17 protein-coding genes and 1 riboswitch are annotated in these 18,683 nt (G+C 55.0%); of the genes, 11 read left to right on the top strand and 6 right to left on the bottom strand.

From position 1 onward, the window contains the following. Positions 1–65: 65 nt before the first annotated feature. The 4 genes from cra to leuO form a co-directional block, all read right to left on the bottom strand. Positions 66–1,073: a catabolite repressor/activator gene (gene cra, locus ACMWLG_RS09615; RefSeq protein ID WP_008501993.1), complete on the bottom strand. Its 1,008-nt coding sequence runs from the start codon at positions 1,071–1,073 to the stop codon at positions 66–68. Between the two features lie 179 nt (positions 1,074–1,252). Next, the gene (gene ilvN, locus ACMWLG_RS09610; RefSeq protein ID WP_023310389.1) at positions 1,253–1,744 is read right to left on the bottom strand and encodes an acetolactate synthase small subunit; all 492 of its coding nucleotides are present in this window, start codon (positions 1,742–1,744) and stop codon (positions 1,253–1,255) included. A gap of 1 nt (position 1,745) precedes the next feature. Beyond that, positions 1,746–3,470, bottom strand: a complete 1,725-nt coding sequence (gene ilvI, locus ACMWLG_RS09605; protein WP_045401005.1) for an acetolactate synthase 3 large subunit — start codon at positions 3,468–3,470, stop codon at positions 1,746–1,748. Positions 3,471–3,850: 380 nt separating this feature from the next. Then, positions 3,851–4,795, bottom strand: a complete 945-nt coding sequence (gene leuO / locus ACMWLG_RS09600) for a transcriptional regulator LeuO (RefSeq protein ID WP_045401136.1) — start codon at positions 4,793–4,795, stop codon at positions 3,851–3,853. 606 nt (positions 4,796–5,401) lie between these two features. On the opposite strand from leuO, the gene leuL reads away from it, so the two are divergent. From leuL to ACMWLG_RS09565, 7 genes are all read left to right on the top strand, one after another. Continuing rightward, positions 5,402–5,488: a leu operon leader peptide gene (gene leuL, locus ACMWLG_RS09595; protein WP_071786497.1), complete on the top strand. Its 87-nt coding sequence runs from the start codon at positions 5,402–5,404 to the stop codon at positions 5,486–5,488. Positions 5,489–5,579: 91 nt separating this feature from the next. Beyond that, on the top strand, positions 5,580–7,151 hold the full coding sequence (gene leuA, locus ACMWLG_RS09590; RefSeq protein ID WP_029741222.1) for a 2-isopropylmalate synthase: 1,572 nt from the start codon (positions 5,580–5,582) through the stop codon (positions 7,149–7,151). Further along, complete coding sequence (leuB, locus tag ACMWLG_RS09585) at positions 7,151–8,242, top strand: 3-isopropylmalate dehydrogenase (protein WP_023310385.1); 1,092 nt, start codon at positions 7,151–7,153, stop codon at positions 8,240–8,242. Before leuA ends, leuB begins: the two co-directional genes overlap by 1 nt. Before the next feature lie 2 nt (positions 8,243–8,244). Beyond that, positions 8,245–9,645, top strand: a complete 1,401-nt coding sequence (gene leuC / locus ACMWLG_RS09580) for a 3-isopropylmalate dehydratase large subunit (RefSeq protein WP_045401003.1) — start codon at positions 8,245–8,247, stop codon at positions 9,643–9,645. 10 nt (positions 9,646–9,655) lie between these two features. Beyond that, on the top strand, positions 9,656–10,261 hold the full coding sequence (gene leuD / locus ACMWLG_RS09575; protein ID WP_039260825.1) for a 3-isopropylmalate dehydratase small subunit: 606 nt from the start codon (positions 9,656–9,658) through the stop codon (positions 10,259–10,261). Positions 10,262–10,423: 162 nt separating this feature from the next. Then, positions 10,424–11,314: a cation diffusion facilitator family transporter gene (locus tag ACMWLG_RS09570; RefSeq protein WP_045401000.1), complete on the top strand. Its 891-nt coding sequence runs from the start codon at positions 10,424–10,426 to the stop codon at positions 11,312–11,314. 106 nt (positions 11,315–11,420) lie between these two features. Further along, a complete protein-coding gene (locus tag ACMWLG_RS09565; RefSeq protein WP_045400998.1) occupies positions 11,421–12,002 on the top strand; it encodes a cytochrome b/b6 domain-containing protein in 582 nt (193 codons plus the stop codon). 48 nt (positions 12,003–12,050) lie between these two features. Here the strand turns inward: ACMWLG_RS09565 and ACMWLG_RS09560 are convergent, their stop codons facing one another. Beyond that, positions 12,051–13,229, bottom strand: a complete 1,179-nt coding sequence (locus ACMWLG_RS09560; protein ID WP_045400996.1) for a sugar efflux transporter — start codon at positions 13,227–13,229, stop codon at positions 12,051–12,053. Positions 13,230–13,348: 119 nt separating this feature from the next. Further along, on the bottom strand, positions 13,349–13,501 hold the full coding sequence (gene sgrT, locus ACMWLG_RS09555) for a glucose uptake inhibitor SgrT (protein ID WP_032665133.1): 153 nt from the start codon (positions 13,499–13,501) through the stop codon (positions 13,349–13,351). Positions 13,502–13,589: 88 nt separating this feature from the next. Here sgrT and sgrR point away from each other — a divergent pair, with 88 nt between their 5' ends. From sgrR to thiQ, 4 genes are all read left to right on the top strand, one after another. Next, positions 13,590–15,245, top strand: a complete 1,656-nt coding sequence (gene sgrR / locus ACMWLG_RS09550; protein WP_045619416.1) for an HTH-type transcriptional regulator SgrR — start codon at positions 13,590–13,592, stop codon at positions 15,243–15,245. 36 nt (positions 15,246–15,281) lie between these two features. Beyond that, positions 15,282–15,382: riboswitch (TPP riboswitch) on the top strand. Positions 15,383–15,413: 31 nt separating this feature from the next. Continuing rightward, the gene (gene thiB / locus ACMWLG_RS09545) at positions 15,414–16,397 is read left to right on the top strand and encodes a thiamine ABC transporter substrate binding subunit (protein WP_045400991.1); all 984 of its coding nucleotides are present in this window, start codon (positions 15,414–15,416) and stop codon (positions 16,395–16,397) included. Next, on the top strand, positions 16,373–17,983 hold the full coding sequence (gene thiP / locus ACMWLG_RS09540) for a thiamine/thiamine pyrophosphate ABC transporter permease ThiP (RefSeq protein ID WP_045400990.1): 1,611 nt from the start codon (positions 16,373–16,375) through the stop codon (positions 17,981–17,983). The genes thiB and thiP overlap by 25 nt, the downstream gene beginning before the upstream one ends. After that, positions 17,967–18,668, top strand: coding sequence for a thiamine ABC transporter ATP-binding protein ThiQ (gene thiQ, locus ACMWLG_RS09535; protein WP_033144617.1), 702 nt, complete (start codon positions 17,967–17,969; stop codon positions 18,666–18,668). The genes thiP and thiQ overlap by 17 nt, the downstream gene beginning before the upstream one ends. Positions 18,669–18,683: the final 15 nt, after the last annotated feature.

The following is an 18,683-nucleotide window of genomic DNA, read 5'->3' as shown; positions in this document are numbered from 1 at the left end:
TCTCCGGGAATTATCCACACGATTTATCGCAGCAAAATGGGGCAGACTTCTCCGCCCCGGTCATTTCATTTTTGGCGGCTTAAAATTCCGCGATGATAGAGATTACGTTTGATACGCGTCAGGCCCGGCTTCGGTTTGCGCGGCTCATCCAGGCTTGCCAGCACAATCTCCAGCACGCGTTCAGCCACATCGCGGTGACGCTGTGCTACCGCCAGCACCGGACACTGGAGGAAGTCGAGCAGCTCGTTATCCCCGAACGTGGCAATCGCCAGATCGGAGGGCAGTTTACCTTCACGACGTAATGTTACATCCATGACACCCTGCAACAGCGCAAATGACGTGGTGAACAGCGCCTGAGGCATCGGGTGCGTTTCCAGCCATTTCTCAAACAGCTGCGCTGCGGCTTCACGTTCGTAGCTGTTGGCATAGAGGTAGTGAACCTCGCGCGGATCGTCTTTCCAGGCAGTTCTGAATCCCTGCTCACGCAGGAAGCTCACGGAAAGCTCGGGCAACGCGCCAAGATACAGCACTGTTTCAGCGGGGAACGTTCTCAGCTCCGCGGCCAGCATTTCTGCATCATCCTGATCCGCACCCACGACGCTGGTGAAATGCTCGCGATCGAGCGCGCGATCCAGCGCAACGATTGGGAACGGGTCGTTCGCCCAGCGCTGGTAGAACGGATGCTCTGGCGGCAAGGAGGTCGATACGATGATGGCATCCACCTGGCGCTGGAGCAGATGCTCAATGCAGCGCATCTCGTTGTCGGGCTGGTCTTCCGAGCAGGCAATCAGCAACTGATAGCCGCGCTGGCGCGCCTGACGTTCAAGATAGTTGGCGATACGGGTATAGCTGGTGTTTTCCAGGTCAGGGATCACCAGACCAATAGAGCGGGTACGCCCGGCACGCAGACCGGCTGCGACAGCATTCGGATGGTAGTTATGCTCACGAACCACCGCCATAACTTTTTCAACGGTCTTGTCGCTGACACGGTACTGCTTTGCTTTACCGTTAATCACATAGCTGGCCGTTGTTCGTGACACGCCGGCTAGCCGGGCGATTTCATCCAGTTTCACAATTGCCCCTTAAAAAAAGAAAAGAGTCCATGGCCCTGTCAAGGTTATGGTTAAATCTTTTAACATCTAAACGCAGAAAAGCCTTCGCGGCAACCGCTTTTATCTGCGTTGTCGGCTGATTACGCAAAAAAAAGCCCGGCTTTGGTGACCGGGCAGAAAGAGGCGAACCTTTTTGACAACTAACGCATGATTTTCTCGCCGCGTGACAGACCCACAACCCCCGATCTCGCGACCTCGACAATTTTTGCGACATCCCGCACGGACGCCAGGAAAGCATCCAGCTTGTCGCTTGTACCGACCAGCTGAACGGTATAAAGAGAAGGCGTGACGTCGATAATCTGTCCGCGGAAAATATCCGCATTGCGTTTGACTTCATCACGCCCGTAGCCGCTGGCCTGGATTTTCACTAGCATGACCTCACGTTCAACGTAGGCCCCCTGCCCCAACTCGCTCACGCGCAGTACGTCGACCAGCTTATGCAGCTGTTTTTCAATTTGCTCAAGTACTTTGGCATCGCCGACGGTTTGGATCGTCATGCGCGACAGCGTCGGATCTTCCGTCGGGGCAACGGTCAGGCTTTCAATGTTATAGCCGCGCTGCGCAAAAAGGCCAATGACGCGCGACAGTGCGCCAGACTCGTTTTCCAGTAAAACAGATAATATCCGGCGCATATCAGGTTCTCTCCGTTTTGCTTAACCACATTTCATCCATACCACCACCACGAATATGCATCGGATAAACGTGCTCGGTTCCATCAACAATCACATCCATAAAGACGAGGCGGTTGTTTTTAACGTGCTCAAGCGCCTGTGCGAGCTTCGTTTCCAGCTCGGCCGGATCGGTCACCCGCATGCCTACGTGGCCATAAGCTTCAGCAAGACGAACAAAATCCGGCAGCGATTTCATGTAGGACTGGGAGTGGCGGCCAGAGTAGATCATATCCTGCCACTGCTTGACCATACCGAGATACCCGTTATTCAGGTTCAGCACCAGTACCGGCAGTTCATACTGCAGCGCGGTAGACAGCTCCTGAATATTCATCTGAATACTGCCGTCCCCCGTCACGCAGACGACGGTTTCATTCGGCAGCGCCAGCTTCACGCCCAGCGCGGCAGGCAGACCAAAGCCCATGGTTCCTAAACCACCGGAGTTGATCCAGTGTCGCGGTTTATCAAACGGGTAATACAGGGCGGCAAACATCTGATGCTGCCCCACGTCTGAGGTCACGTACGCCTCACCTTTCGTCAGTCGCCACACCGCTTCGATGACCGCCTGCGGCTTAATGTTTTCACTTTGCGTGTCATATTTCAGGCACTGACGCGCGCGCCACTGTTCAATCTGCTGCCACCAGTCGCGGATCTCATCCAGCGGCTGGGTTACACTCTCCTGGGTCAGCAGGTCCAGCATTTGCTCCAGAACCTGACGGGCATCGCCGACGATCGGCACATCAGCCGACACCGTTTTTGAAATTGACGTTGGATCGATATCAATGTGCAGCACGGTGGCGTTCGGACAATACTTCGCCAGGTTGTTGGTGGTGCGATCGTCAAAGCGCACGCCGACGGCAAAGATCACATCGGAATGATGCATTGTCATGTTGGCTTCATAGGTACCGTGCATACCCAGCATCCCCAGCGCCTGACGATGGGTGGCAGGGAACGCCCCCAGCCCCATCAGCGACGACGCAACGGGAAGGTTAAGCTTTTCAATCAGTTCACAAAGCTGGGCTTCACAGGCAGAGTTGATCGCCCCGCCACCGACATAGACCACCGGTTTTTTGGCGGCCAGAAGCGTTTGCAACGCTCGCTTTATCTGACCTTTATGCCCCTGCGTTGTGGGGTTATAAGAGCGCATGCTGACCGATTCCGGCCAGACATAAGTCAGCTTGTTTGCCGGGTTGAGAATATCTTTAGGCAGATCGACCACCACCGGTCCCGGGCGTCCGCTCGCCGCCAGCCAGAAGGCTTTTTTCAGTATGCCGGGAATGTCTTCTGTTTGCTTGACCAGGAAGCTGTGCTTCACAACGGGACGCGAAATCCCGACCATGTCGCACTCCTGAAACGCATCGTAGCCAATCAGTGAGGTTGCCACCTGCCCGGAGAGGATCACCAGCGGAATGGAGTCCATATAGGCCGTCGCAATGCCGGTAATGGCGTTTGTCGCGCCGGGGCCGGACGTGACTAATACCACGCCCACTTCACCCGTCGCACGTGCCAGGCCGTCAGCCATGTGTACCGCCGCCTGCTCGTGACGTACCAGAACATGGTCAATGCCCCCAACCGTATGCAGCGCATCATAAATATCGAGGACCGCACCGCCAGGGTAGCCGAACACTTGCTTTACGCCCTGATCGATCAGCGACCGAACGACCATTTCCGCGCCAGACAACATCTCCATGCTTTGCCTCCAGGCATTTTGTTATAGACGGACTGCCGAATTCATTTCCGCACCGTCTTACGACTGGGATAAACCAATCTTATATTTTGCAGAGTGTTCTTTACCTTAACCGCTCGTTATGAGGCAGGCAATTAGCAAACCCGGTGAGATAAACGCTGCTTAAAGCAGAAAAAGCAGCCGTTATCAGAAGATATGGTTAATTCCTCTGGGAATAGAGGATGGGGTGATAAATCATCGCTGAAAACCGCGACAATGCAGGAAATCATCTATTTTTGCGCGCCGGAGAGCAGTCAGAAAAAAATATTCACAGAACAAAATAGCAAGCATCCAAAAAAACTCAGGATAAATCACATAAACCAATGCGATTTATCCTGATGCGTTTACCGGCGGCAGATGCCAACCAGCAACTCTTCCATCCACTGATGTCCTTTATCCCGGCCCGCCGCTTCATGCCAGGAAAGATAACAGGTACGGCTATTTAGCTTGAGCGGCAGAGGCAAAATTTGCAGATTTAAAGGGTCAGAAAACTCTTCTGCCAGCCAGCGCGGCGCAATTGCCACCAGCTGTGTCTGGGAAACCACGTTTAATACGCTGACCATGGCCATGCCCTGATAAGCCACGCTCGCCTGTTTATCCGCAGTGTCATACCACGGCAGGCTAAAGGAAGCATATCTGTCGAGCGCAACAACGGCGTGCTGCTCGTTATAAACATCGTTTTCTCGCAGCGGAGAATTCAGGCGCGGGTGTTTTTTACTGGCGACCAGAACCATTTCATCTTTAAACAGCGGCACGCAGGAAAATTCCGGACGACGGAACTCTTCATATCCCAGAACGAATTCGATCTCCTGATAGCGTAACTGATGTTCCGTGTTTTGATTCAGAGATGATTTAAAAACAAGATGGATATTTGGTGCGATCTCTTCAACTTTATTATAGATAATTGACGTTAAATAATTATCTAATGGGCTGCAGACACAAAGATGAAATACGCGCTCGCTGCTTAAAGGTTCAAAGCCCGATCCCGGCAGCTCATTTTGGACCAGTTGCAACGCCTGGCGGATGGAGCCGAACAGCTGGAATGCGCGTGCCGTAGGCTGGATCCCCCTCCCGTAGCGAACAAATAATTCGTCGTTAAACATGAGCTTAAGTCTGGCAACGGCATTACTCACCGCAGGTTGTGACATCCCCAACGCTTGAGCCGCGCGGGTGATATTCTGTTCCTGCATGACCGCATCAAACACCGTCAGAAGATTCAGATCCACCTTGCGTAACTGCGGTTTAATCCCATCAGTAGCTTGAGACTGTTTAATATTATTTTCTGGCACTTCTGACTCCACTGTCACGCTACACTCCTTTGCCAACGTACTGTAATAATCTCGAAAAATATGATTTATCATGCAAATACGATCAGCGAAAGAGAATTATTTAAAATTCGGAATATATAAAGACTCTATACTAACGAAAATTAATGAGCAAAAAAGATATGTTTGACTTTAGGATCTGAATGAAACCATAAACCAAACAAATATACAATTGCCATCAGGTTAATGATGACTTAAGTATTATTAAACTATTATTGCTATCTCCCTACAATTAGTTAACAGCCTGTTATCCCTGTTCGTTTTTTAGCACTCCGAAATAGATTCACTGCATTTATAACTTAATGATATCCAAACTCTTTAAGCACAAAGCATCCCCTTCAAGACATTTCACTCATTTTTAAATAATTATATTCATTTGTTTCTGCAACTCTTTTTTTAAGTCCAAAATTAGACAAATAGTCGGGCAGGGAAAGCTAAAACCAGCACAATTAGCTAAAGTGAATATCCTGTTGATTCCGTCTGTCGGGCCCGTTTTCATCCTCAGGGGTTGACATGAACAGCCGTATCCAGTACCACTAAAAGCATATTGAATTTAACGGAGCACGATTCATGACACGCACCATTCGTTTCACCGGTCTACTACTACTAAACGCATCCACTGTGCGCGGTAGACTGGCGGGCGAAATTCAGCGTTGAATCGTCACCAGTAAGACTAAAAACCCGCGCCACTGCGCGGGTTTTTTTATGCTCGTAGCAAGGCGCCCTAAGACTGACAAGGACCTAACCCATGAGCCAGCAAGTCATTATTTTCGATACTACTTTACGTGACGGTGAACAGGCATTACAGGCAAGCCTGAGTGTAAAAGAGAAACTGCAGATCGCGCTGGCTCTCGAACGAATGGGTGTCGACGTGATGGAGGTCGGTTTCCCTGTCTCTTCCCCGGGTGATTTCGAATCCGTACAGACCATCGCGCGCACCATTAAAAACAGCCGCGTCTGTGCCCTGGCGCGCTGCGTAGAGAAAGACATCGACGTCGCCGCCGAGTCGCTGAAGGTCGCCGAAGCGTTCCGTATCCACACCTTTATTGCTACCTCGCCTATGCACATCGCAACCAAATTGCGCAGCACGCTGGATGAGGTGATTGAGCGTGCGGTTTACATGGTTAAGCGCGCACGCAACTATACCGATGACGTTGAATTCTCCTGTGAAGATGCGGGCCGTACGCCAATCGAAGACCTGGCACGCGTTGTGGAAGCCGCCATCAACGCGGGTGCGAAAACCATCAACATCCCGGACACCGTCGGCTACACCATGCCGTTTGAGTTCTCCAACATCATCACCGGCCTGTATGACCGCGTGCCGAATATTGATAAAGCAATTATCTCCGTCCACACCCACGATGATTTGGGTCTGGCCGTGGGTAATGCTATCGCCGCCGTCCACGCTGGCGCACGTCAGGTAGAAGGCGCGATGAACGGTATAGGTGAACGCGCGGGCAACTGTTCGCTGGAAGAAGTGATCATGGCGATCAAAGTGCGCAAAGACATTATGGACGTGCACACCCGCATCAATCACAACGAAATCTGGCGCACCAGCCAGACCGTCAGCCAGATATGCAACATGCCGATTCCGGCTAACAAAGCGATTGTCGGTACTGGCGCCTTCGCGCACTCCTCCGGTATTCACCAGGATGGCGTCCTGAAGAACCGTGAAAACTACGAAATCATGACTCCGGAATCCATTGGCCTGAATCAGGTACAGCTGAACCTGACCTCCCGTTCCGGTCGCGCCGCGGTTAAACACCGTATGGAAGAGATGGGTTATAAGGACAGCGATTACAACATGGATCAGCTGTACGACGCGTTCCTGAAGCTGGCCGACAAAAAAGGCCAGGTGTTCGACTATGACCTGGAAGCGCTGGCCTTTATTAACAAGCAGCAGGAAGAGCCGGAGCACTTCCGTCTGGATTACTTCAACGTGCAGTCCGGCTCCAGCGACATCGCCACCGCCTCGGTCAAACTGGCCTGCGGGGATGAAATTAAAGCAGAGGCCGCTAACGGTAACGGCCCTGTCGATGCCATCTACCAGGCGATTAATCGCGTCACCGAGTATGACGTTGAGCTGGTGAAATATGACCTGACGGCCAAGGGCCACGGCAAAGATGCGCTGGGTCAAGTCGACATTGTTGTTACCCACAATGGCCGCCGCTTTCATGGCGTGGGCCTGGCGACCGATATCGTTGAATCCTCCGCGAAAGCGATGGTGCATGTTCTGAACAACATCTGGCGCGCCGCCGAAGTCGAAAAAGAGTTGCAACGCAAAGCTCAGAATAAAGAGAACAACAAGGAAACCGTGTAATGTCGAAGAATTACCATATTGCTGTGTTGCCGGGCGACGGTATTGGTCCGGAAGTGATGGCACAGGCGCTGAAAGTACTGGAAGCCGTTCGCGCGCGTTTTGCGATGAAAATCACCACCAGCCACTATGACGTGGGCGGTATTGCGATTGATAACCACGGCACGCCGCTGCCAAAAGCGACCGTGGAAGGCTGCGAAAATGCCGATGCCGTGCTGTTTGGTTCCGTCGGTGGCCCGAAATGGGAACACCTGCCGCCGGCAGAGCAGCCAGAGCGCGGCGCGCTGCTGCCGCTGCGTAAACATTTCAAGCTGTTCAGCAACCTGCGTCCGGCGAAGCTGTATCAGGGTCTGGAAGAGTTCTGCCCGCTGCGCGCGGATATCGCCGCCAACGGTTTCGACATTCTGTGCGTGCGTGAACTGACCGGCGGGATCTACTTCGGTCAGCCAAAAGGCCGCGAAGGCAGCGGACAACACGAGAAAGCGTTCGACACCGAGGTGTATCACCGTTTCGAAATCGAACGTATCGCCCACATCGCGTTCGAGTCGGCGCGCAAACGCCGCCATAAAGTAACCTCCATTGATAAAGCGAACGTGCTGCAGTCCTCCATTTTGTGGCGCGAGATCGTCAGTGAAGTCGCTAAGCAGTACCCGGACGTCGCGCTGTCGCACATGTACATCGACAATGCGACCATGCAGCTGATTAAAGATCCGTCCCAGTTTGACGTGCTGCTGTGCTCCAACCTGTTCGGCGATATCCTCTCTGACGAGTGCGCGATGATCACCGGCTCGATGGGCATGCTGCCCTCCGCAAGCCTGAATGAAGAAGGCTTTGGCCTGTACGAGCCTGCGGGCGGCTCCGCGCCGGATATCGCAGGCAAAAACATTGCCAACCCTATTGCGCAGATCCTCTCCCTGGCCCTGCTGCTGCGCTACAGCCTGGATGCAGGCGATGCAGCAACCGCAATTGAAAACGCCATTAACCGGGCGTTAGAAGAAGGCGTCCGTACCGGTGATTTGGCACGCGGCACGGCGGCAGTCAGTACCGATGAAATGGGCGACATTATTGCCCGCTATGTCGCTGAAGGGGTGTAATCATGGCTAAGACGTTATATGAAAAGTTGTTTGATGCGCACGTTGTGTACGAGGCACCGAACGAAACCCCGCTGCTGTACATTGACCGTCATCTGGTGCACGAAGTGACCTCTCCTCAGGCATTTGACGGCCTGCGCGCGCACAAGCGTCCGGTACGTCAGCCGGGTAAAACCTTCGCGACGATGGATCACAACGTATCCACCCAGACCAAAGACATTAATGCCTCGGGTGAGATGGCCCGTATCCAGATGCAGGAGCTGATTAAGAACTGCAAGGAATTTGGCGTTGAGCTGTACGACCTGAACCATCCGTACCAGGGCATTGTCCACGTGATGGGGCCTGAGCAAGGGATCACCCTGCCGGGCATGACGATCGTCTGCGGGGACTCCCATACCGCGACCCACGGCGCGTTTGGCGCTCTGGCGTTCGGAATTGGCACTTCCGAGGTGGAACATGTTCTGGCAACGCAGACCCTGAAACAGGGCCGCGCCAAAACCATGAAGATTGAAGTGAAGGGTAAAGCCGCACCGGGTATTACCGCAAAAGACATCGTGCTGGCCATTATCGGTAAAACCGGCAGTGCGGGCGGCACCGGTCATGTTGTTGAATTCTGCGGTGAAGCCATCCAGGCGCTGAGCATGGAGGGGCGCATGACCCTGTGCAATATGGCCATTGAGATGGGCGCAAAAGCCGGTCTGGTCGCGCCGGACGAAACCACCTTCAACTACGTGAAGGGTCGTCTGCACGCGCCGAAAGGTCAGAATTTTGACGACGCGGTAGCGTACTGGAAAACCCTGAAAACCGACGATGGCGCAGCCTTTGACACCGTCGTCACGCTGCAGGCAGAAGAGATTGCGCCTCAGGTGACCTGGGGCACCAATCCGGGCCAGGTGATTTCCGTTAACGACAATATCCCTGACCCGGCATCCTTTACCGATCCGGTCGAGCGCGCCAGTGCCGAAAAAGCGCTGGCCTATATGGGACTGAAGCCTGGCGTGCCGTTGACCGATGTCACCATTGATAAAGTCTTTATCGGTTCCTGCACCAATTCCCGTATCGAGGATTTGCGTGCCGCCGCCGAGATTGCCAAAGGCCGTAAAGTGGCACCAGGCGTGCAGGCGCTGGTGGTACCTGGCTCCGGTCCGGTGAAAGCCCAGGCGGAAGCCGAAGGTCTGGATAAGATCTTTATCGAAGCGGGCTTCGAGTGGCGCCTGCCCGGCTGCTCCATGTGTCTGGCCATGAACAACGATCGCCTGAATCCGGGTGAGCGCTGCGCCTCCACCAGCAACCGTAACTTTGAAGGCCGTCAGGGCCGCGGTGGGCGCACCCATCTGGTCAGCCCGGCAATGGCCGCCGCTGCGGCAGTCACCGGCCATTTCGCCGATATTCGCAGCCTGAAATAAGGAGACAATCATGGCAGAGAAATTTACCCAACATACGGGCCGTGTTGTCCCGCTGGACGCCGCTAACGTCGATACTGACGCTATTATTCCAAAACAGTTTCTGCAGAAAGTGACGCGTACCGGTTTCGGCGCACATCTGTTTAACGACTGGCGTTTCCTGGACGATAAGGGAGAAGTGCCTAATCCGGAATTCGTTCTGAACTTCCCGGAATACAAAGGCGCCTCCATTTTGCTGGCACGCGAAAACTTTGGCTGCGGCTCATCCCGTGAACACGCGCCGTGGGCGCTCACCGACTACGGTTTTAAAGTGGTCATTGCCCCTAGCTTCGCGGATATCTTCTACGGCAATAGCTTCAACAACCAGCTGCTGCCCGTCACGCTGAGCGATGAACAGGTCGATGAGTTGTTCGCGCTGGTTAAGGCGAATCCGGGCATTTCGTTTGAAGTGGATCTGGAAGCCGAAGTGGTGAAAGCCGGGGATAAGACCTACAGCTTCAGCATTGATGCCTTCCGCCGTCACTGCATGCTGAACGGTCTGGACAGCATTGGTTTAACTCTCCAGCACGACGCGGCGATTGCCGCTTACGAAAACAAACAACCTGCATTTATGAAATAATCCTCCGGCCTGCAGTCCATTCTGCAGGCCGCGTTTTATCTTGATACCCGTCTCCTTCTGTAAATACTTCCCAAACCCAGCCACTAATGACGTTATATTTAATGTCAATTTAATGTTTCCTGCGCAGAATAACCGCTCAATCAGCTGGCAGCGGAAAAAATCATGGAAAAGAAAAATGGCAATGAGTCTCATATCCGTTCTCGGGAAATACATAAATGCACATTAGTAAGCGTAATAATAAATAGTTTACTCACTGCCTTTCAGATACTTGCAGGAATATTTTCCGGCTCACAAGGTTTAATTGCTGATGGGATTCATTCTCTTTCCGATTTATCCTCCGACTTTGTCGTTTTGGTTGCGAATAAAAAGAGTCAGAAAGCCTCTGATATCGATCATCATTACGGTCATCTGCGTTTCGAAAACGGTGCAAAGCTCATTATTGGCGCTATTCTGCTGCTTGTGGGGGTCGGGATGCTCTGGTCCGCAGGGAATAAACTGCTTCACCCCGATACGCATCAGCTGGTGAAAGGGGCCGCGTTGTGGGTGGCGATTCTGGCGCTGGTGGTAAAGGAAAGCTTGTTCCGATACATGTTTGCCACGGGAAAACGTATTCAGTCCTCGCTGCTGATAGCCAATGCCTGGCATGCCCGTTCTGATGCAGCGTCGTCAGTGGTTGTCGCCATCGGCATTGCCGGGAATTTAGTGGGTTTTCACGCGATGGACCTCATTGCGGCCTTGATTGTCGGAGTATTCATCGCCCACATGGGTTACAAATTTGCTGCCGATGCCCTGCACGATCTGATGGACCGCTCGCTTGAGCCCGAACTGGAGCACGACATCAAAACGTGTCTTCTTGCAACCGAGGGCGTCACCGGACTCCATGATTTAAAAACCCGCAAGATGGGTGATTTAGCCCTTGTCGATGTTCATCTGGAAGTAAACGGCGAATTAAGCGTAAAAGAAGGACATCAGATTGCCGTGAATGCCAGAAATAATGTGATGCAAAAATTCAATGTGCTGAACGTGATGACGCATATTGATCCTGCCCGCTAATCGAAACGCATAAATACAGTGTGACGCAAGCGATCGTTAAGGTTTCGTTAATTAATCTGCGTCACACTGCATCGCATCAGCTCTCTCATTATTGAGGTAAAATGCGATGAAACCAACATTACGCGATACGCTTCCCCATAAAGAAACGCCTTTTCTTCGCATACTGCACATTCTTGTGGCCGTACTGGTCCTGGCCCAGATTATCAATTCTAATTTCACCGAAAGTGAAGCCCTCCACGAATCCGGGCTGAACGGAATCGTCACCTGGATCCATGTTATCTCCGGATTTGGTTTAATTTTTTGTGGCATTGCCATGATGGCATGGATGCTAACCCAGCGCGGATTTAAGTATTACTTCGCCTGGCTGGCGCTGGATTTTCGCGGAATTGTTGACGATATTCGCACCCTCGCGCAGCGTCAGCTTCCTGACGCGCATGCTGGCGGTATGGCGGCAACGGTGCAAGGTCTGGGCGTGCTGGCGCTGCTGGGCGTTGCACTCTGCGGCGCGGCCTGGTTCGTGCTGAACGCCACGCTCGGGCCGGTTTCGTCCGTCACGGAATCCGTCCTGGATTTGCATAAATTTCTGACGGTCTTTATCGAGACATACTTCTGGGCACACGGTTTCATGGGCCTCGTTCATATGTACCTGACGCTACGCGCACAGCGTAAATATCAGTATTCAGAATAAAACGGTTCGCAGAGCCCGGCGTTCCCGGGCTCCGTTTCACTCATCCGATCACACGTCTTTTACGCGGCAGGTCAGCAGGAGCGTCACGACGGATAGCGCCGCAATCATCCAGTAGACAGACGCATGCCCATAGCTTTGCGCCAGCGCCCCCTGAATCACGCCAGCCAGAATCACTCCGGTTGAAATACTGTTGGTAAAAAGCGTGGTCGCCGAGCCGGCACGGCCGGGCATGAGATCCTGAAACCAGAGCATGCCTATCCCGGCAACAATCCCAATAAACACGGCGTTAAACAGCTGCAGAGCCAGCAACGCTTCCCGCGAATGGAAAAGGATCAGCCCCGCGTAGAACAGCACCCCGGCCGCCACGGCGACGATCATCATCCTGCGCTTTCCAAACCGCTTAACGTAGTAACCCGCCAGAATCATTGCCGGAATTTCCAGCCCGGCGGCAGTTCCCATTAAGATCCCCGCGAGCTTGTCCGGCAGGCCCAGATCGCTGCTGATCCACAGCGGCATATCGATGATGTACATGGTGTTGCAGGTCCACATCAGCGTGGAGGCAATAAACAGCATGCGGACGTTTTTGTCCTGCCAGCCGCTCACCTCGGTGACAGGTTTATCCGTCGTCTGTTCGACGCGCGCCACGGACGGCAGCGCGAAGGCAATCAGCGCCAGGCTGATGACAAAAATCCCGGCGGCGATGGAAAACATGGCGGTAAAGCCGTAGTTCAACGCCAGCATGAAGGCCAGCGGCGGGCCAATGACCCACGCCAGCGAAAGCTGGGCGCGCATCACCGAGCTGAACATCACCACTTCACGCGCCGAGTTATCCGCATATTCACGGGCCAGCGCGAACAGCTGCGGCATGGCGGTGTTCGCCAGCGACGCTAGCAGCACGCCGCAGGTAATGAGCGTCAGATAATGACGGTTGAAGGCAAAGAGCAGCGCGTTACCCACGGCCATGGCGCAGCAAAAGAGGATCAGCCTGCGGCGATCGCCCTGGCTGTCCGATCGTTTCGCCAGCGCGAGGCTGACCAGGATCCCGGCAATGGCGTTAACGGTGTAAAACAGGCCGACCCAAAACGGCTGCGCCCCTACCTCACGGCTGAGAAACAGGCTCAGCGTCGGCGCCTGCAGCGCCCCCGCCACGCCCATCATAAAGGCCACCAGCATAAAAGCGGCATACACACCGTTCAGGCGTCGCCCCATCGTCATCAACCACAGCATGCGCAAGTCCTTGTGAAAGCGAATCGAAATTGAGTGAATAGTAAACGAAAAAAGCCAGCAAAAACATTTTGCTGGCGGGTGATAAGCACCAATACTCAGTCACACATGATCGAGGCGAGTTAGCGGGAAGAGGTCGGGGCTGTAACGTCCCACTGCATCAATTCTTCTAACGTTTTCAGCCGTTGCTCAGCACACCGGCGGGCCAGCCAGGACGATCCTTTTGTCGCTGAAAAGTACTGCTGATAAAACTGACGTGCGGTAGACCTCTTCATAATTTACCTCCTCGCTTCATCGGGGAGAATTATTGGCCTAATATAGGGAAAAATAAATTGCTGTTTTTTTGTCAGGAGTTCCCCTTTTATGCCTTCCGGTCGTCTGCAACAACAGTTTATCCGCCTCTGGCAGTGCTGCGAGGGGCAATCGCAGGAGACCACGCTCAACGAGCTGGCTGACCTGCTTAGCTGCTCCCGCCGCCATATGCGCACGCTGCTCAACACCATGCAGCAGCAGGGCTGGTTAAGCTGGGAAGCGGAGGCGGGACGCGGCAAACGCTCGCGGCTGACTTTCCTCTATACCGGACTGGCGCTGCAGCAGCAGCGCGCGGAAGATCTGCTCGAGCAGGATCGCATCGATCAGCTGGTACAGCTGGTGGGCGACAAAGCCGCCGTGCGCCAGATGCTGGTTTCCCACCTCGGGCGCAGCTTTCGTCAGGGCCGACACATTCTGCGGGTGCTCTACTACCGTCCGATGAAAAATCTGTTGCCCGGCACGGCCTTACGCCGCTCTGAAACCCACATGGCCCGGCAAATCTTCAGCGGCCTGACGCGGATAAATGAGGAAAACGGGGAACTGGAGGCGGATATCGCGCACCACTGGCAGCAGGTTTCCCCGCTTCAATGGCGCTTTTTTTTACGCCCCGGCATCCACTTTCACCACGGCCGCGAGCTGGAAATGCACGACGTCATCGCCTCTCTGGAACGTGCCCGCAGGCTACCGCTCTACTCGCATATCTCCCGCGTCCACTCGCCCACGGCCTGGACGCTGGATATCGAGCTGTCGCAGCAGGATAAGTGGCTTCCCTGGCTGCTGGGCTATGTGCCGTCGATGATTTTGCCCGGCGAGTGGGAATCAATGAACAACTTTGCCAGCCTGCCGATTGGTACCGGGCCTTACTCCGTGTCCCGCAATAACAGCAACCAGCTGAAAATCCGCGCGTTCGACGACTACTTTGGCTATCGGGCGCTGATCGACGAAGTGAACGTCTGGGTATTGCCGGATCTCAATGAAGACCTGAGCTGCGGGCTGACGCTGGAAGGCCCCACCACGGGAGAAAAAGCCGTGGAGAGTCGCCTGGAGGAAGGGTGTTACTATCTCCTGTTTGACCGCCGCACCCACCGTGGGGCAAACCAGGCCGTCCGCAGGTGGGTCAGCCACGTTTTGTCCCCTTCCAATCTGATCTACCATGCGGAAGAGCAGTACCAGACATACTGGTTCCCGGCGTACGGCCTGCTTCCGCGCTGGCACCACGCCCGCCCGGTGCACTGCGACAAACCCGCCGGGCTGGAGTCCATCTCCCTGACCTACTACCGCGAACACGTGGAGCATCGTTTTATCGCCAGAATCATGACCCGGCTGCTGGCAGCCGAGGGGGTCAGGTTAGAGGTCAGGGAAGTAGACTATGACGAATGGCATCAGGGGGAGATCGCCAGTGATATCTGGCTCAACAGCGCCAACTTTACCCTGCCGCTCGATTTTTCCCTTTTCTCGCATTTGTATGAAGTCCCGCTGATCCAGCACTGCATCGACCGTGACTGGCAGCAGGATGCCGCCCTGTGGCGCGCGGGCGAAATGAATCTTGCAGCCTGGTGCCAGCAGCTTTTGGCCGAGCAGGCGATCGTCCCGTTGATCCACCACTGGCTGATGATCCAGGGCCAGCGCAGCATGCGCGGCCTGCGGATGAACACCCTGGGCTGGTTTGATTTTAAATCCGCCTGGTTTGCGCCGCCGGAGCCATAACGCTTTCGTAATATTCACCAAATCATTACAATAGCGCCGTTCTCAACGGGGTGCTGCATCAAAGATGTGCGCTGAGATAATACCCGTCGAACCTGATCCGGATAACGCCGGCGAAGGGATTTGAGGCTGTTGCTCAAAATCCTTTGCCACTCAACTTTGAGGTGCAAAGTGTTAAAAAAAGTTCTTCCCCTGCTGGCGCTGTTTGCGCTGCCTGCTTTTGCGAAGCCCGTCCTGACGGTCTACACCTATGACTCCTTCTCTGCCGACTGGGGCCCTGGCCCGGTGGTTAAAAAAGCCTTTGAAGCGGACTGTAACTGCGAGCTGAAGTTCGTGGCGCTGGAAGATGGCGTGTCGCTGCTCAACCGTCTGCGTATGGAAGGGAAAAACAGCAAGGCCGACGTGGTGCTCGGGCTGGATAACAACCTGCTGGAAGCCGCCTCGCAAACCAAACTGTTTGCCAAAAGCGGCGTAGCGGCAAATGCCGTTAACGTGCCGGGCGGCTGGAAAAACGACACCTTTGTGCCGTTCGACTATGGCTACTTTGCTTTTGTTTACGACAAAAATAAGCTGAAAAACCCGCCGAAGAGCCTGAAAGAGCTGGTGGAAAGTGACCAGAAATGGCGCGTGATTTATGAAGATCCGCGCACCAGTACGCCAGGCCTGGGCCTGCTGCTGTGGATGCAAAAGGTTTATGGGGATAAAGCGCCGGAGGCGTGGCAGAAACTGGCCGCTAAAACCGTCACCGTCACCAAAGGCTGGAGCGAAGCCTATGGCCTGTTCCTGAAAGGCGAAAGCGACCTGGTGCTGAGCTACACCACCTCTCCGGCCTACCACATTATCGCCGAGAAGAAAGATAACTACGCTGCCGCTGATTTTGCTGAAGGGCACTATCTGCAGGTGGAAGTGGCCGCGCGTACCGCTGCCAGCAAACAGCCGGAGCTGGCCGAGAAGTTCCTGAAGTTTATGGTTTCACCGGCGTTCCAGAATGCGATTCCCGCAGGCAACTGGATGTATCCGGTCACTAACGTTACCCTGCCCGTAGGTTTCGAGCAGCTGACCAAACCAAACACCTCGCTGGAGTTTACGCCGCAGCAGGTCGCCGCGCAGCGTGCAGCATGGGTAAGTGAATGGCAACGCGCCGTCAGCCGTTGATTCCCGGCTGGTTACTTCCCGGGCTGCTCGCCGCCACAGTGATGGTGGCGGTCAGCCTGGGGGCTTTTCTTGCACTGTGGTTCAACGCGCCAGAGAGCGACCTGCTCGCCCTCTGGCACGACAGCTACCTCTGGCACGTTATCCGGTTCTCCTTCTGGCAGGCGTCGCTTTCAGCCCTGCTGTCGGTGATTCCGGCCATTTTTCTGGCGCGCGCCCTGTATCGGCGGCGTTTTCCCGGCAGGCTGGCACTGCTGCGCCTGTGCGCCATGACGCTGATCCTGCCCGTGCTGGTGGCGGTATTTGGCATCCTCAGCGTTTACGGTCGCCAGGGCTGGCTGGCTTCGCTGTTCGACCAGCTTGGTCTGGAATGGTCATTCTCTCCTTACGGCCTGCAGGGCATTCTGCTGGCGCACGTGTTTTTCAATATGCCGATGGCAACCCGCCTCTTTTTGCAGGCGCTGGAGAACATTCCCGGCGAGCAGCGTCAGGTTGCCGCCCAGCTCGGCATGCGCGGCGTGTCGTTCTTCCGCTTTGTCGAATGGCCGTGGCTGCGCCGCCAGATCCCGCCCGTCGCGGCGTTAATCTTTATGCTCTGCTTTGCCAGCTTTGCCACCGTGTTGTCGCTCGGCGGTGGGCCGCAGGCCACCACCATTGAGCTGGCGATTTATCAGGCGCTGAGTTACGACTACGATCCCGGTCGCGCCGCGCTGCTGGCGATGGTGCAGATGGCGTGCTGCCTTGTGCTGGTGCTGGTGAGCCAGCGGCTGAGTAAAGCCATTCCCGCTGGCAGTAATCAAATAACCGGCTGGCGCGATCCGCAGGACAGCCTGCACAGCCGCGTTATCGATTTTATCCTGATCGCGCTGGCGCTCCTGCTTCTGCTGCCGCCGCTGATGGCCGTTATCGTTGACGGACTGAACCTCAATCTCATCTCCGTCCTGCAACAGCCCATCCTCTGGCAGGCGACATGGACCTCGCTGCGTATCGCGCTGGCGGCAGGGTTACTGTGCGTCATGCTGACCATGATGCTGCTGTGGAGCAGCCGCGAACTCTACGCGCGGCAGGCCCGTAAGGCCGGGCAAATGCTGGAGCTGACGGGCATGCTGATTCTGGCGATGCCGGGCATCGTGCTGGCGACGGGCTTCTTTTTACTGTTCAACAGCACCATCGGCCTGCCGGAAAGCGCCGATGGCATTGTGATTTTTACCAACGCCTTAATGGCCATCCCCTACGCGCTTAAGGTGCTGGAAAACCCGATGCGCGACGTCAACAGCCGTTACGGTTTGCTGTGCCAGTCGCTGGGTATGCAGGGCTGGCAGCGGCTGAGGGTGGTCGAACTCCGCGCGCTAAAACGCCCGCTGGCGCAGGCGCTGGCGTTTGCCTGCGTGTTGTCGATTGGGGATTTTGGCGTGGTGGCTCTCTTTGGCAATGACGATTTCCGCACGCTGCCATACTGGCTCTATCAGCAGATCGGCTCTTATCGCAGTCAGGACGGCGCGGTCACCGCGCTGCTGCTGCTGCTGCTGTGCTTTGCCTTATTTACCGTTATCGAAAAACTTCCGGGGCGTGATGTTAAAACTGACTGATGTAACCTGGCTTTACCAGCATCTGCCGATGCGCTTCACGCTCTCCGTGCGCCAGGGGGAGATGATCGCCGTGCTTGGCCCAAGCGGCGCGGGAAAAAGCACGCTGCTTAATCTGATTGCGGGTTTTCTGCAGCCGGCAAGCGGTGCGATCGTCATTAACAATCAAGATCATACCCACACGCCGCCCGCAAAACGTCCGGTCTCAATGCTGTTTCAGGAAAACAACCTGTTTACCCACCTGACGGTGCGGCAAAACATCGCGCTGGGAATGCATCCGGGACTCAGGCTGAACGATGCCCAGCGCCAGAAGCTGGAGATCATTGCCGCCCAGATGGGGATCAACGAGTTCATCGACAGGCTCCCGGGCGAGCTTTCCGGCGGCCAGCGTCAGCGCGTGGCGCTGGCGCGATGTCTGGTCCGCGAGCAGCCGATCCTGCTGCTGGATGAGCCGTTCTCGGCGCTCGATCCCGCGCTGCGCCAGGAGATGCTCGCCCTGGTGCAGGACGTTTGTCAGCGCCAGCAGCTGACGATGCTGATGGTTTCACACAGTATTGAGGATGCTGCCCGCATCGCCCCGCGATCGGTAGTGATTGCCGAAGGGCGTATTTTGTGGGATGGAAAAACAGAAGAACTGCTGAGCGGTAAGGCGGGGGCGTCTTCACTGTTGGGCATTCGTGCCGTCTGATGCCCTCTCCCACAG

Source organism: Enterobacter sp. 01-M-02-SI-ECC (assembly GCF_047530595.1).
In the GTDB taxonomy this organism is placed as follows: Bacteria; Pseudomonadota; Gammaproteobacteria; order Enterobacterales; family Enterobacteriaceae; genus Enterobacter; species Enterobacter cloacae_M.
This window is presented reverse-complemented; position numbering and strand designations above follow the sequence as displayed.